The organism is Pseudomonas lactis (assembly GCF_001439845.1).
Classification (GTDB): Bacteria; Pseudomonadota; Gammaproteobacteria; order Pseudomonadales; family Pseudomonadaceae; genus Aquipseudomonas; species Aquipseudomonas lactis.
On the sequence record NZ_JYLO01000001.1, the window covers coordinates 425,134 to 440,091 of the forward strand.

Sequence of the window (14,958 nt, forward strand, 5' to 3'; positions counted from 1 at the left end):
TTGCGGGTTCTGGTAATCAAGACCTCATCCCTGGGCGACGTGATCCATGCCTTGCCGGCGCTCACCGACGCCGCGCGGGCGATCCCCGGCATTCGGTTCGATTGGGTGGTGGAAGAAGGCTTTGCCGAAATCCCCACCTGGCATCCGGCGGTCGACAAGGTGATCCCGGTGGCGATCCGCCGCTGGCGCAAAAACCTTTGGCAAACCGTCAAGAGTGGCGAATGGCGGCGCTTCAAGCAGGCGGTGCAGTCGACCAAATATGACTTGGTGATCGACGCCCAGGGCTTGCTCAAAAGCGCCTGGCTGACCCGCTATGTGCGGGCGCCCATCGCCGGCTTCGACAAAGATTCTGCGCGAGAACCTCTGGCTGCGCGCTTTTATTCCCGGCGCCTGGCCGTGGCCCGTGGGCAGCATGCGGTAGAACGCTTGCGCCAGCTGTTCGCCGTGGCGCTGGGCTACGACCTGCCTCAACGCCTGGGCGACTACGGCCTGAGCGTCGAAAAACTGCTCGGCCTGCCGCCGAAAAAACCGTTCGTATTGCTGCTGCACGGTACCACCTGGGACACCAAGCACTGGCCCGAAGCCTATTGGCGCGAGCTGGCCGAACGCATGGGCCGCCTGGGCGTGGACGTGAAACTGCCGTGGGGCAACGCCGCCGAAAAGGCGCGGGCCGAACGCTTGGCCCTGGGCCTGCCCAACGCTGAAGTGTTGCCCAAGCTCAATCTGGCGGGCGTGGCCCGTATATTGGCGAGCGCCCGTGCCTGCGTGGCCGTCGACACCGGCCTCGGCCACTTGGCGGCGGCATTGGACGTGCCGACCATTTCCCTGTTCGGCCCCACCAACCCAGGCCTTACCGGCGCCTATGGCAAAGGCCAGATCCATTTGGCCAGCGACTGGCCGTGTGCGCCTTGCCTGCAAAAACAGTGCACGTATCAACCCACTGCCGACGACCTGCGGCGGTTCGACATCGCGCGCGAGTCACCCCTGTGCTTCACGCGCCTGAATCCTGAGCGTGTCGCAAGCCGGCTGAGCACGTTGTTACTGGCCGAGGAGCAGCACTGATGCAACTGGCTTTTGTTCTGTACAAGTACTTCCCTTTCGGTGGCCTGCAACGCGACTTCATGCGCATCGCCCTGGAGTGTCAGCAGCGCGGCCACAGCATTCGGGTGTACACCCTGATCTGGGAAGGCGATATCCCGCCAGGCTTTGAAGTGCTGGTGGCGCCGGTCAAGGCCTTGGTCAACCACCGCCGCAACGAAAAGCTCTACGCCTGGATTCAGGCCGACCTGGCCAAGCGCCCGGTAGACCGCGTGGTGGGCTTCAACAAGATGCCGGGGCTGGACCTGTACTTTGCCGCCGACGGTGTGTTCGAGGACAAGGCCCAGACCCTGCGCAACCCGATGTATCGCTGGTTCGGGCGCTACAAGCACTTTGCCGAATACGAGCGCGCCGTGTTCGATAAGAACGCCAAGACGCAGATCATGGTGTTGTCCGAGCATCAGCAGCAGTTGTTCACCCAGTACTACGGCACCCAGGCTGAGCGTTTTCACCTGTTGCCACCGGGTATCGCCCGCGACCGCCGCGCGCCGCCGAACGCCGCCGAGATCCGTGCCGAGTTCCGCGCTGAATTTCGCTTGGCTGAAGATGATTTGCTGTTGGTGCAGATCGGTTCGGGGTTCAAGACCAAGGGCGTCGACCGCAGCCTCAAGGCGCTGGCCGCACTGCCTTCGCGCCTGAAGAAACGCACCCGGCTATTTGTAATCGGCCAGGACGACCCCAAAGTATTCCAATTGCAGAGCGCAGCGCTGGGCCTGGGCGACCAGGTGCAGTTCTTCAAGGGCCGCAATGATATTCCGCGCTTCCTGCTGGGGGCCGACCTGTTGATTCACCCCGCGTACAACGAGGCGGCCGGCATGGTGCTGGTCGAAGCGGTGGTCGCCGGCCTCCCGGTACTGGTGAGCCAGGTGTGCGGCTATGCGTTCTACATCGACAAGGCCCAGAGCGGCCGGGTGTTGGACGAGCCGTTCGAGCAAACCCAGCTCAACCAGTATCTGGTCGATATGCTCGACGACCCACAAGCGCGTGCGACCTGGAGTCGCAATGGTCTGGCCTTCGCTGAGACGGCCGACCTCTTTAGCATGCCGCAGTACGCTGCGGACCTGATTCTGGCGGAGCCAAACCGATGAAGTTGATTCTAGCCGAACCCTTCAAGACCCTCTGGGACGGGCGCGATGCGTTCGCCGAGGTCGAGAAGCTGGAAGGCCAGGTGTTCCGCGAGCTGGCCGCTCGCCGTACGTTACGTACGGTGGTCGAGGGCCAGCCTTATTTTGTGAAGATTCACCGTGGGATCGGCTGGGGCGAGATCCTCAAGAACCTGGTCACCGCCAAATTGCCAGTATTGGGCGCGGGCCAGGAGTGGGTGGCGATCCAGCGTTTGCAGGCGCTTGGCGTGCCGACCATGACCGCCGTGGCGTTCGGTGAAAAAGGCAGCAACCCGGCCGACCAGCATTCGTTCATCATCACCCAGGAACTGACCCCCATCATCAGCCTGGAAGACCTGACCCTGGACTGGGTCAAGCAACCGCCCGTGCCGGCCATCAAGCATGCCTTGACCCTTGAGCTGGCGCGTACCGTGGGCGCGATGCACCGTGGCGGCGTCAACCACCGTGATTGCTACCTGTGCCATTTCCTGCTGCACACCGACCGGCCCATCAGCGTCGACAACCTCAAGCTGTCGGTGATCGATCTGCACCGCGCCCAGGTGCGAGCGACGATCCCTGTGCGCTGGCGCAATAAAGACCTGGCCGGCCTGTATTACTCCGCGCTGGAGATCGGCTTGACCCAGCGCGACAAGCTGCGTTTTCTCAAGGCTTACTTCCAGCAGCCGCTGCGCCAGATCCTGTCGGAGCAAACCGCGCTGTTGTCTGCGCTGGAACGCATGGCAGCAAAGCTGTATGCGCGTAAACAACGATACGGGGATGCGATCTGATGGCGGGTTGGAATCTGGAACCTGCCTACGCCGCCCTGGCGGATGACTTTGGAAGCCTGGACGCGGTGTTCGCCCTGCAAGGCGAGCGGCTGACCCGCGACCCGTTGTCTGAAGTGATCCGGGTGGAGCGTGGCGGGGTCAATTATTACGTCAAACGCTACGTAGGTGCCGGCAAGGGCCTGCGTCGTTACCTGGGCCGGCCACGGGTGAAATCCGAATGGCAGAACCTCAAGCGTTTCGCCAAGTGGGGCATCCCCACCGCCGACGTGGTGGCCTGGGGCCTGGACCGCAAGGGCCTGGCCTATAACCGAGGTGCCATGATCACCCGTGAACTGCCCAAAACCGAAGATCTGTCGGTGCTGGCCGAGCGTCACGATGAGCGCCTCAAAGATCCCCGGTGGGTCGATGGCATCAGCCGCCAGCTCGCCGAATACACGCGCACCATGCACGATCACCGCTTCACCCATAACGACTTGAAGTGGCGCAACCTGCTGGTGGACGACCAGCGCACCCTGTACCTGATCGATTGCCCCAACGGCGATTTCTGGCGCGGCTTCTGGCTCAAGTACCGCATCACCAAAGACCTGGCCTGCCTGGACAAAGTCGCCAAGTATCACTTGTCGGCCACCCAGCGCCTGCGCTTCTACCTGCAATATCGCCAGCGCGCGCACTTGACCGCGTCGGACAAACAGCGAATTCGCCATGTGGTGAAGTTTTTCGAGGGACGCGAATGAGTGACTTCCTGGCGGCCGAAGACCGCGCTCTGCTTGAGCGCAACGGTCTGGCGACCTTCGACGCGTTGTGGGCCAAGCAACTGGATGCGGTGGACGAGCCGAACACCAGCGGCGACGGTTGGAGCAGCGTGTATCGCCTGGAGCTTGAGGGGCAGGGTTACTACCTCAAACGCCAGAGCAATTACCTCACGCGCACCTTGCACCGCCCGTTTGGCGAGCCGAGTTTTGCCCGCGAGTTTCGTAACATCAGCCTGTATCGAAAGCTCGGCATCCCGGCCCTGCAAGCGGCGTTCTTCGGTGAGCGCAAGGTCAAGGGCGAGCGCCGGGCGATGCTGCTCACCCGTGCGCTGGATGGCTGGAATGACCTGGACTCGTTGCTGGAGCAGTGGCCGCAATTGAGCGCGGCCCAGCACAGTGCGATCCTGTCGGCGTGCGGCAAGCTGGCGCGTCATCTGCACAGCGTCGGGCAGGTGCATGGCTGTTTTTACCCCAAGCATATTTTCCTGCAGCCTGCCGGTGAGGGTTACGCCGCGCAGTTGATCGACCTGGAGAAAACCCGCCCGCTGTTGTTTGGCTGGCGTGACCGGGTCAAGGACCTGGAACCGCTGCTGCGCCGCGCGCCGCAATGGTCGGATGCGCAGGTGCGCCAACTGCTGGCGGCGTACCTTGAGCAGCCCGAGGACAGTGCCTTGGTCGCCACTTGGCACCAGCGCCTGACCGCACGCCGCAGCCACAAGGAGAACCGCTGATGCGCTTATCCGAGCTGAAAACAGCTGGGCGTACCCCCAGCCTGCCGCTGACCCTCGACCTGGCGGATGCCGCCGGCCCTGGGCAATTGCAATTGCTGAGCCTGCTGCGGGTGTTGCCGGGGCAGCGCTACGTGGGGGCCGCCGTGTGGCGGGGTCGCCCGGTGTTGGCCAAGTTGTTGGTGGGCAGCAAGGCGGCGCGGCATTTTCAGCGTGAGCTCACAGGTGTACGCCTGTTGGCTGAGCAGGGCCTGACCACGCCGTTGCTGCTGGCCGATGGTTTGCAGGACGGCGAGGGTGGCTGGCTGCTGTTTGAATTTATCGAGGGCGCTCAAAGCCTGTCCGACGCTTGGCTCGCCGTCGAAAACCTGCCGCCGTTGGCGGACGAACAAACTGCCGTGCTCGCCGAAGCGCTGGGCGCGATTGCCCAGATGCATGCCAAGGGCCTGTGGCAGGAAGACCTGCATCTGGACAACCTGCTGCGCAAAGACGGCAAGCTGTACTTGATCGATGGCGCCGGCATTCGTGTCGAAGAGGCGGGCAAGCCGCTGTCACGCAATCGCGTGCTGGAAAACCTCGGTGTGTTCTTCGCCCAACTGCCCAAGAGCCTTGAGCCGTTTAACGAAGAGTTGCTGGTGTATTACCTGCTGGCCAACGGCGAACACGCCTTGCCAATGCAAGCCCTGGAAAAGCAGGTGCGTAAAGTCAGCGCTTGGCGTTTGAGAGACTACCTGGACAAGACCGGCCGCGAATGCACGCTGTTCAGTGTGGTGCGTGGCGCTTTTGGCCTGCGTGCGATCCGCCGCGAAGAAGAAGCCGCCATGGTGCCGGTGCTGGAGCAGGCCGATGCGTTGCTCGACCAGGGTCACCTGTACAAGACCGGTGGCGCGGCGAGCGTGGCCAAGGTTGACGTGGCCGGCCGACCGCTGGTGATCAAACGCTACAACATCAAGGGCTTTGCCCATTGGCTCAAGCGCTTCTGGCGCCCGAGCCGCGCCTGGCACTCCTGGCGCGAAGGCAACCGCCTGGCCTTCCTGGATTTTGCCACACCCAAGCCGCTGGCGGTACTGGAGAAACGGTTTCTGTGGTTGCGCAGCCGTGCTTACCTGGTCACCGAATACCTGCCTGGGCCAGACATCATCGAGCGCTTTGCGCCGTATGTGGAGAGCGGCGAGGCGCCGGAGAGCGAGTTGCAGGCACTGGACCAGTTGTTCGCCGAGTTGATCCGCGAGCGCATCAGCCATGGGGATTTCAAAGGCCATAACCTGTTCTGGAGCGACGGGCGCTGGGCGATGATCGACCTGGATGCCATGTGTCAGCACGGCTCGCTGTCCAGCTTCGCCCCTGCGTATGCCAAAGACCGTGCGCGATTTATGCGTAACTGGCCGCAGGGCAGTGCGCTGTACCAGGTGATTGACCAGCGCTTGCCCAAAGAGGCGGGTGTCGGCAGTTAAATCTATCGCGGGCAAGCCCGCTCCCACACTTGATCTGTGAACGCGGTCAAAATGTGGGAGCGGGCTTGCCTGCGATGGCGCCCGTCCAGGCGCTGCATTCAGAACTGGTACTGCGCCCCAGCCCCCGCATACCACGACCGCCCCGGCGCGGCTTCGTAATAGCGACCATTGCCGTCGCCCACAATTACCGACCCCACATACTGGCGATCCAGCAGGTTATCCAGGCGCAGGGTCTGGTGAAAGGTCCAGTGCTCTACCTTTTGCTCAAACCGCGCGCGCCAGTTGAAGACGCTGTAGGCCGGTGCGGCGCGTTGTTGGTTGGTGTCTTCTACGTAGACCTTGCTGCGGTACATGCCTTCGATGGCGGTGCTGACCCAGTCCCGTGGTTTCCAGTTCAGTTCGGCGAACAGAGTGGTTTGTGGCACGCCGGGGAGGTAGTTGCCTTTGTCGATGGTTTTCCCGTTATTGACGAAGTCGCTGTCGTATTGAGCTTGCAGGCGGGTATAGGCGAGGCTGGTGCTCCAGTGGTCGCTCAGTTGGCTTTCAACGCCCAGTTCGAAGCCGCGGCGCAATGTGCGACCGGCGTTCTGGTAGCTGGTACGGCCACCGATGGATTGCTGCACCACCAGTTCGTCCTCGGTGGTGATCTGGAAAACGGCGGCGTTGATCCGCGTGTTGTTCAGTTGCGCTTTCACACCCATTTCATATTGGGTACTTTCAGACGGCCTCAAGCCGAAGTTGAAGCCCTCGGTGTTGCCCGGCGCATAGGCCAGCTCGGCCTGGGTCGGGGTTTCAAAGCCTTTGCCTGCGCTGATGTAGCCATGCAGGTCGGGGGTGAACGCATACATCACGCTCATTGAAGGTGTGTTTTTCTGGTAGGTCTTGTTGCCGCTGGCGTCGCCATTGCTGAGGAACTGGTCGTCAACGTCCATCTGCATCGTGCTGTGGCGTACGCCGGCTTGCAGGGTCCAGCGGTCGAGGGCCCAGTTGGCTTGGATATACGGGTCGAGGCTGCGAGCCGTGTCGATTTCGTCGCGGCGTAGTTGGCCTTTCACGCCGAGGGTGTTGCCGCTGTAGTTCTGATAGCCATGGCGGCTGTCTTCGCTTTGGTCGAAGTCCAGGCCGGTGATGATCATCAGCTCGCCAGGCGCGCTTTCGATGGGCTGCATCCAGCGTACGCTGCCGCCGTAGAACTTACGGTCAAATTGCACCACGCCACCGCCGCGTTCGTTGGCGGGCGTGCCCTTGGGGATCGACAGGTACTGAATCACACTACGGCGCCCGGTATAAGCATTGACCTGCAAGGTCGCGCTACCGAAATACCGCTCGTAATTCATCCCCAATTGCTGATGATCGATACTTTTGCGCGTGTTGTAGTTCAGCGTATTGGCGCTCACCGAACGCGGGTCGGCCTTGTATGCCGCCCATGTCTGCCCCAGCGGATCCTGCGTACCGTTCTGCTCCAGGCTGCTATAGATCAGCGCCAGCTTGCTGTCGTCATCGGGCTCGAAATTGAGCTTGGCGAAAGTCTGGTCACGGCGCGCGCTGCTGTGATCGCGGTAGCCATTGGTGTCCATGCGCGAGGCGTCGAGCACAAACCCGGCGCCGTTTGCCGCACCCTCGGCGCTGAGGTGGTTCTTGTTCAGCCCGTCGCTGCCCACCAGGGTTTCGGCGCCGATACGCGGCGGGCCTTCGCCGTCGCGGGAGAACATCTGGATCACGCCGCCGGCGTTGCTGCCATACAGCGTCGCCGCCGGGCCGCGCAGCACTTCGATGCGTTCGGCGGTATCGAGGTTGAAGGTGGCGGCCTGGCCCTGGCCATCCGGGGTACTGGCGGGGATGCCGTCGGCGATCAGCTTGATGCCGCGCACGCCGAATGCTGAACGGGCGCCGAAGCCTCGGGAAGAAATTTGCAGGTCCTGCGCATAGTTCTGGCGGTTTTGCACCACCAGGCCGGGTACGCGGGACAGGGCTTCGGAGGCGTTGATGCCGAGTTGGCCGTCGTTGATCTGTTCGCGGTTGATGCCGTCCACTGAATACGGCAGGTCGAACGTCGGGCTGGCGCTGCGCGAGCCGGTGACCACGCTGGGGTCCAGGATCAGGGGGCGCATTGTCGGCCTGGGCGGTGTTACACAGGCCCAGCAGTAAGGCAAGGCAGGTTGGAGCAGAAGGAGTCATGAAAGGGCCGGTTGGTAGCGCGCAAATGAGGGGCGCAGGCGAAAATGTTACAAGTTTAACGACTCGTCCTCTGATTTGCCGAAATCCTTACCGCTGGGCGCAATGGGATGCTTCCTACGCCTAGCGTCGACTGCGTAAGCCTGAAGCCTTGGTTCTGTGGTGTTAGGTTCTCGGTCTTTTTAACAAACAAGAAGAATCAACTATGCGGACTCCTATTCTGAGGTTGCTGGTATTGCTGGGAATATCGTTGCTCATGGGCGGCTGCGGCACTACGACCACGGTGCTGCGTGGCGATGACGTCACTGTTCTGGACCTCAAGAGGAAGAATACCTACTGCAACTCTGTTCCGCGTGTTTATAGCGGCGTGGTTTATGACTTGTGTGTCTTGCATGGGCCGCCGAACTCTGCAAGTGATCTCTCGTTGAATGGTATTCCCTGGGTCATTCTTGATGTGCCCGTCTCTGCTGTCCTGGACACGCTCGTGCTGCCCTACACGATCTACCGCCAAAGCGCGGACGGCAGCATCGAGCTGCGCTAACAGCTTCCTACCGCTTTTAAGCTATAATCCCGCCCTTTAGCTGTTTCCCGCCCCGGCGGGAAACACACTTTTTTCAGGCGCGATGCGCCTGCATGCAGACTAAAAGAGGCTAGACCCTAGTGGCATTGACGATTCTTGGCCTGTCCGGCGCCCTTAGCCATGATCCTTCCGCAGCCCTGTATATCGACGGCAAGCTGATTGCGGCCGCCGAAGAAGAGCGCTTCGTACGCGACAAACATGCAAAGAACCGCATGCCCTACGAGTCGGCGAAGTTCTGCCTGGAACAGGCCGGCATCAAGCCTTCGGACGTTGACGTAGTGGCGATCCCGTTCGCCCCGATCAGCCTGTTCGGCGAGGCGCGCTGGCACTACGCCAAGCGTTACTGGTACGCCCCGGACCGCGCCCTCGACGCGATCCTGATGGGCAACCGTCGCTACAAGCGCTATCGCAACAAGATCGTCTGGTGCCTGGAGCAACTGGGCTTCGATCCGAAGAAAATCAAGATCGAACCGGTGGAACACCACCTGGCTCACGCATCCAGCGCCTACCACTGCTCGGGCTTCCAGGAAAAAACCGCGATCCTGGGCATTGACGGCAAGGGCGAGTACGCCACTACCTTCTTTGGCTACGGCGAAAACGGCAAGATCCACAAGATCAAGGAATTCTACGATCCGGACTCCCTCGGCGGCCTGTACGGCGCAATCACCGAGTTCCTCGGTTTCGAGATGCTCGACGGTGAGTTCAAGGTCATGGGCATGGCGCCGTACGGCGATGCCAGCAAATACGACTTCTCGCGCCTGGCCTCCTTTGAAAACGGCGAGCTGGTGATCAACACCGACTACGCCAACGTCATCGGCCTGCGCCGCTACAAAGAGAAGGGCAAGGGTTTCTACTTCTCGCCAAAACTGATCGAGTGGCTGGGCCCCAAGCGCGAAGGCGACATCGCCGACGAGCCGTATATCCACTACGCGGCCAGCATGCAGGCGCTGTTCGAGAAACTGGCCTTGCAGATGATCGACCATTACCTGGGCGACATTCTCAAGGACACCGGCAAGCTCGCCTTCGCTGGCGGCTGTGCGCTGAACGTCAAGCTGAACCAGAAAATCATTGCCCGTGACGACGTCAAAGAACTGTTCGTGCAACCGGCCTCCGGCGATGCCGGTACCGCTGTTGGCGCGGCTGCCTATGTGTCCCACGCTCGTGGCGTACCGGTTGAGAAGATGGAGCACGTCTACCTCGGCCCGTCCTACAGCAACGAAGACGTGATTGCCGCGTGCGCCAAGCACGAGAGCAAGCCGAACTGGCGCAAGATCGAGAACATGCCTAAGCGCATTGCCAAGATCATGGTCGACGGCAACCCGGTGGCCTGGTTCCAGGGCCGCATGGAGTTTGGCCCGCGTGCGTTGGGCGGTCGTTCGATCATTGGTTGCCCAAGTGCGACCGGCGTGGCGGATCGCATCAACCACCAGATCAAGTTCCGCGAGCGTTGGAGGCCTTTCTGCCCGTCGATGCTCGACACCGTGGCCCCGCAGATGATCAAGGTCGATCACCCGGCGCCGTTCATGACCTTCACCTTTGAAGTGTCGGAAGAATGGAAGACCCGTGTGCCGGAAGTAGTCCATGAAGATGGCACCTCCCGCGCCCAGGTGCTCAAGCGTGAATACAACCCGCGCTACTACGACATGATGAAAGAGCTGGAAGTGCTGACCGGCAACGGCGTGTCCCTGAACACCTCGCTCAACCGTCGTGGCGAAGCGATGATCTGCTCGCCGACCGACGCGCTGAACATGTTCTTCGGTTCGGACCTGCAGTACCTGATCATGGAAGACATCCTCGTGGTCAAGGACGGCGTAGACCCTTATGACGCCGTGGTTTAAATGCTGAACCGCTTCCAGGGCTGGCGTGAACGTGGCTGGGCGCCTGTCGAGGCCGAGGTTTACGCCCAGGCCTGGCAGCGTTATGGCGGCAGCGTGGCGACCCATCCCCAGGTGATCGAACGGCTGGCCGGCCTGGCGCAGATACCCGTGCGCTACCTGGGCTGGGAACAAGGTGGTGAACTCAAGGGGGCAATTGCCACCTGGGGACGCGACCTGGCGCTGTCCAAGGACGTGCTCAAGCGCAGCGGCAAGAAAGGCCTGTTTGACCTGGGCAACGCCGAGATCATTCTGCCGATTGCTGCCGATGCGCAGGTACCGTTGCGGCATCGTGCGCGCTACCTGTCGACTTTGAACGAGGGGCGCGTGAGCACCCTCAAACCCCAGGCCGAGCAGTTGGCCATGGCGCGTACTCCCGAAGACCTGTCGAAGAAGTTTCGCTACAACCAGCGGCGTGAACTGCGCCTGTTGGAAGAGGCGGGCGGCGTGGTACGGGCGGTCAGTGAGTTCTCGAGCGTAGAGCTGGCGGCGATTTATTGCGATCTGTTCCAGCGCCGTTGGGGCTTCCCGGCGGCGGGCGCGGCGCGTCTGGCCGAGGTGCTGGAGTTGCTCAAGGAATTCCTGTTCGGCTCGGTGCTGTTTCTGAACGACGCGCCGATTGCAGTGCAATTGGTGTATCAGGTGCAGTCCAACGAGTGGTTCAGCGCCGAGTATGTCAACGGCGGCGTGGACCCTGAAACCCGTGCATTCAGCCCCGGCAGCGTGCTGAGCTTTCTCAATACCCAAAGTGCCTGGGAACAGGCGCGGGCGGCGAACAAGTCACTGCGCTTTTCCTTCGGGCGTTCCGACCGTGAATACAAGGAGCGCTGGTGCAACCCGGTGCCGGTGTTCAGTGTATGAGCCGTAAACAGCAACTGCTCAAGCGCCATCGGCGTAACAAGCGTATTGCGCTATTGATCGGCGTGCTGGTGTTGGTCGCCACCGGCGTACTGGTGGCCTGGTGGTTGCCGCTGATCCTTGCGGTGCTGCTGTGGGCCGCCCATGAAGCCTGGTTTGCCGATCACCTGTTTTACTCGCCCAAAGACAGCTATGAGTATGCCTTCCCGGCCGGCAGCGAACAGCCCGGCTTGCACCTGGAGGCGGGCCGGCTGCTGCTGGATGCGCCGTTGGCGGCGGATGAAACCCTGATCGTCGGCGTTGAGTTGAAAAGTACCTGGCTGGGGCGTTTCTTCGACCCTGCGGTGGACCTGTTGGGCCTGGCAAGCCCGGACCGGCAAGCCTTCGAGCGCGGCGTCGCTGGGCGGCGTTATCTGAACCTGACCGGCGCCGCCGAAGCCTTGGCCGCGGGCAAGCTCAAATTGCGCGGGCGTTTTTGCCGGATCAAGGGCCAGCCGACGCTGTGGCGCTTTCGCCAGCCGGACTATCGCCAGCAACGTGTGATGGTGATCGCGCCCCATGCCGACGATGCCGAACTGGCTGCGTTCAGCCTTTACAGCCAGGCGACTGAAAGTTGGATCGTCACGCTGACGGCCGGTGAAATCGAGGCCGAGCATTATCAGCATATGGGCTTGCCCAAGGCTGAAGCTGCGCGCCTCAAGGGCCGTTTGCGGGCCTGGGACAGCGTCGCGGTGCCGCGCTGGGCGGGCGTACCCGAGGCGCAGTGCGTGCAGTTGGGCTACTTCTGCATGCAGTTGCAAGCCATGCAAGCCGCGCCGGATCAGCCGCAAGCCTCCCGCGAAGCGGATTTGGCCGATACGCGGCTGTTTCGCCAGTTCAATGGTTTTGCCCTGCCTGGCGATGCTGATGGCGCGCCGACCTGGCATAACCTGATCGCCGACCTGCGGGCGCTGCTGCTCAAGGCGCGGCCCCAGGTCATCGTGTTGCCCACGCCGTTGCTGGACCCCCACGCCGACCATATCTGCGCCCATGCGGCAGTGTTGGAAGCCTTGCAGGGCCTGGCGTGGCAGCCCGACACATTGCTCGGCTACGCCAATCACCTGCATGATAACGACCGTTGGCCCATGGGCGATTCCGGCGCTGGCGTGGCGTTGCCGCCGCGTTTCGATAGTGCTGTGGAGTTGGTGCCGTGCAGTTTCGCCCTCGCCTTGAGCCAGCAGCAGGACAAGGCCATGGCCCTGGGCATGATGCACGACCTGCAGCCGTCAGCGCCGTTCAAGCGTCGAGTGCGTAGGTGGTTGCAGCAACTGCTGGCGGGCCGTAGGCCGTCGCCCTATGGCGAGAACGAATTCTTTCGCAAGGCCGTGCGCCGTCACGAGCTGTTGTGGGTCCTGAAGCAGGACTGAGAGCCGATTGAAGGCAGGCCGGTATGCGCCTGTCGCCCTTTTTACCGGGCTGCGTGCCCGTAGCCAGATCGCTGCATGGAGAGTTATGAAGCCTCGTTTCAAGGTTTTGCAGTTACAGCCGGACTACAACGTCAAGACCCATGACTTCGCCGACTTGGGTGAGCAAATCGTCAAATCCCTGCCGGCTGAGCGCTTTGAGGTGACCTCCGGATTTCTCAGCGGGCGCCCGCTGCCTGGCCAGCCCCTGAGCGTGGCCGAACACTCCCACTATTTCGAGCTGCCAGAGAAGTCCCTCAAGGGCATTCGCTTTGGCGCCATGTGGCAGATCTACAAATACTGCCGCGAGCAGAAGTTCGACGTGGTCATCTGTAACCGCTTCAAGTCGGTGAACATGATGTTGTCGCTCAACCGCTGGTTGAAGATCCCGCTGTGCATCGGCATCTCCCACGGCTTTGGCGAGTACGCCCGTGGTTACCGTCGGCGTCAGACCCAACGCTGGGTCAGCCCGGCGTGGCGCTTTGTCGGTGTGTCCGAAGCGGTCAAGGACTACCTGGTAGACCTCAACTGCGGGTTCACCCGTGAGAACACCACCTACGTCACCAACGCTATCGACATTCCCCAGGCAGAGGCTTTGCAGTTGTCCCGTGAGGACGCGCGCAAGGCCCTGGGCCTGCCCATGGATGCGCGGATGGTCGGCGCCCTGGGGCGCCTGGTACCGATCAAAGGTCATACCCATCTGCTGCAAGCCTTCGCCACGCTCAAGGACAAATACCCTGAGGCGCAGGTTGGGATTATTGGTTCTGGCCGTGCCGAAGCCGACCTGCGTGCCGACATCGAGCGCCTGGGCCTGACCGGCCGTGCGCACTTGCTGGGCTTTCGCGAAGACGGCATGAAGTACGTGCGCGGCTTCGATATCTGGACCATGCCGTCGCTGTTCGAAGGCCTGGGCCTGGCCTTGCTGGAAGGCATGAGCGGCCATCTGCCAGTGATTGCCTCCAACGGCCCGGCGATGCTGCCGCTGGTGCAGGGCGCGGGCGGCTTGTCCCACGACCCGGGCAACGTCGAACAACTGGCTGCGGCCCTGGACACTTACCTGGCCTTGAGCGATGAACAATTACGTGCCAAGGGTGAAGAGGTGTTCCGCTATCTGGAGGCCAACCACACCCTCGACGAGTTCAAGCACAAGTACCTGACCCTGATTGAAACCGGTTTGCGTGAAGTAGGTAGAGCATGAATCAGCCACAACCCCTGGTCTCGGTGATCATCGCTTCCTACAACCATGGCCAGTACATCGAGCAAAGCATTCTTAGCGTGCTGGGGCAGACCTACCCCAATATCGAGCTGTTGGTGGTCGACGACGGCTCCAGGGATGACAGCGTCGAACGTATCCAGCGCTTGCAGGCCGAGCACGGCTTTGATTTTCAGGTGCAGCAGAACCAAGGGCTCAGCGCTACCTTGAACGGTGCGATTGCTCGCGCCAAGGGCAGCCTGATTGCGCCGTTCGGCTCGGATGACATCATGTTGCCGGACCGCATCGCCACCCAGGTGGCGTATATGGACGGCAAGCCGAAGGTGGGCATGTGTGCTGGCAATATCGAGCTGATCGACGGGGACGGCAACCTGCATCCAGAAAAGAAACAACGTCGCGACGTGCCATTTCGCCGTCTGGATTTCGACGACCTGTTCCTGGACCGCAAGCCGTTTCCACCGGCGCCGACCATGCTGATACGTCGCGAAGTGCTGGAGGAGGTCGGTGGTTTCGACCCACAGATTCCCCTGGAAGACTTGCTGATCCAACTGAAGATCACGGCGGCGGGCTATACCATCGACGCCCTTGACGTGGTGATGGCCAAGTATCGCCAGCACGCTAACAACACGTACAAGAACCACCGCTACATGATCCAGAACATCCTCAAGACCTACGCGAAGTTCAGCGAGCACCCGGCCTATGACGCGGTTCGCTACAACTTCCTGAACTCGATGTTCCTCAAGACCGCCGACCGCGACCGCCCGTTGGCGCGGGAGATTCTCAAGCAGATCCCGTTGAAGTTCTGGGGGCGCAAGACCTTGCGGGGGCTGGTGCGGTTGTATCTGGCACCGCTCAAAAACTGAACCGCCACCGCACCCTGTAGGAGCGAGCTT

At 61.7% G+C, this 14,958-nt stretch carries 13 protein-coding genes; 12 read left to right on the plus strand and 1 reads right to left on the minus strand.

What is annotated here, in order from left to right; translation table 11 throughout:
* The 6 genes from waaC to TX24_RS01790 are packed head-to-tail and all read left to right on the plus strand — an operon-like array spanning position 1 to position 5,923.
* On the plus strand, positions 1-1,062 hold the full coding sequence (gene waaC, locus TX24_RS01765; protein WP_032893895.1) for a lipopolysaccharide heptosyltransferase I: 1,062 nt from the start codon (positions 1-3) through the stop codon (positions 1,060-1,062).
* A complete protein-coding gene (locus TX24_RS01770; protein ID WP_003187990.1) occupies positions 1,062-2,186 on the plus strand; it encodes a glycosyltransferase family 4 protein in 1,125 nt (374 codons plus the stop codon). Before waaC ends, TX24_RS01770 begins: the two co-directional genes overlap by 1 nt.
* On the plus strand, positions 2,183-2,989 hold the full coding sequence (gene rfaP / locus TX24_RS01775) for a lipopolysaccharide core heptose(I) kinase RfaP (protein WP_057709602.1): 807 nt from the start codon (positions 2,183-2,185) through the stop codon (positions 2,987-2,989). The genes TX24_RS01770 and rfaP overlap by 4 nt, the downstream gene beginning before the upstream one ends.
* Positions 2,989-3,723, plus strand: coding sequence for a lipopolysaccharide kinase InaA family protein (locus TX24_RS01780; RefSeq protein WP_003187993.1), 735 nt, complete (start codon positions 2,989-2,991; stop codon positions 3,721-3,723). The genes rfaP and TX24_RS01780 overlap by 1 nt, the downstream gene beginning before the upstream one ends.
* The gene (locus tag TX24_RS01785) at positions 3,720-4,472 is read left to right on the plus strand and encodes a lipopolysaccharide kinase InaA family protein (protein ID WP_003187994.1); all 753 of its coding nucleotides are present in this window, start codon (positions 3,720-3,722) and stop codon (positions 4,470-4,472) included. The genes TX24_RS01780 and TX24_RS01785 overlap by 4 nt, the downstream gene beginning before the upstream one ends.
* Positions 4,472-5,923, plus strand: a complete 1,452-nt coding sequence (locus TX24_RS01790) for a lipopolysaccharide kinase InaA family protein (RefSeq protein ID WP_057709603.1) — start codon at positions 4,472-4,474, stop codon at positions 5,921-5,923. Before TX24_RS01785 ends, TX24_RS01790 begins: the two co-directional genes overlap by 1 nt.
* 98 nt (positions 5,924-6,021) lie before the next feature.
* On the opposite strand, the gene TX24_RS01795 is transcribed toward TX24_RS01790, so the two are convergent.
* Entirely contained in the window at positions 6,022-8,034 is a 2,013-nt protein-coding gene (locus TX24_RS01795; protein ID WP_244175809.1) for a TonB-dependent receptor family protein, read from the minus strand.
* 269 nt (positions 8,035-8,303) lie between these two features.
* On the opposite strand from TX24_RS01795, the gene TX24_RS01800 reads away from it, so the two are divergent.
* The 6 genes from TX24_RS01800 (at position 8,304) to TX24_RS01825 (ending at position 14,928) form a co-directional block, all read left to right on the plus strand.
* Positions 8,304-8,639 carry a YceK/YidQ family lipoprotein gene (locus TX24_RS01800; RefSeq protein WP_032900370.1) on the plus strand — a complete coding sequence of 112 codons (336 nt, stop codon included), beginning with the start codon at positions 8,304-8,306 and terminating at the stop codon, positions 8,637-8,639.
* Between the two features lie 119 nt (positions 8,640-8,758).
* Positions 8,759-10,516 (plus strand): carbamoyltransferase family protein, encoded by a 1,758-nt coding sequence (locus TX24_RS01805; RefSeq protein WP_003187998.1) that lies wholly within the window; start codon positions 8,759-8,761, stop codon positions 10,514-10,516.
* Positions 10,517-11,413, plus strand: coding sequence for a GNAT family N-acetyltransferase (locus TX24_RS01810; protein ID WP_057709605.1), 897 nt, complete (start codon positions 10,517-10,519; stop codon positions 11,411-11,413). It begins immediately after the preceding gene.
* Entirely contained in the window at positions 11,410-12,816 is a 1,407-nt protein-coding gene (locus TX24_RS01815; RefSeq protein ID WP_003188002.1) for a PIG-L family deacetylase, read from the plus strand. Before TX24_RS01810 ends, TX24_RS01815 begins: the two co-directional genes overlap by 4 nt.
* 85 nt (positions 12,817-12,901) lie before the next feature.
* Positions 12,902-14,050: a glycosyltransferase family 4 protein gene (locus TX24_RS01820; RefSeq protein WP_003188003.1), complete on the plus strand. Its 1,149-nt coding sequence runs from the start codon at positions 12,902-12,904 to the stop codon at positions 14,048-14,050.
* Positions 14,047-14,928, plus strand: coding sequence for a glycosyltransferase (locus TX24_RS01825; protein WP_003188004.1), 882 nt, complete (start codon positions 14,047-14,049; stop codon positions 14,926-14,928). The genes TX24_RS01820 and TX24_RS01825 overlap by 4 nt, the downstream gene beginning before the upstream one ends.
* Positions 14,929-14,958 lie beyond the last annotated feature (30 nt).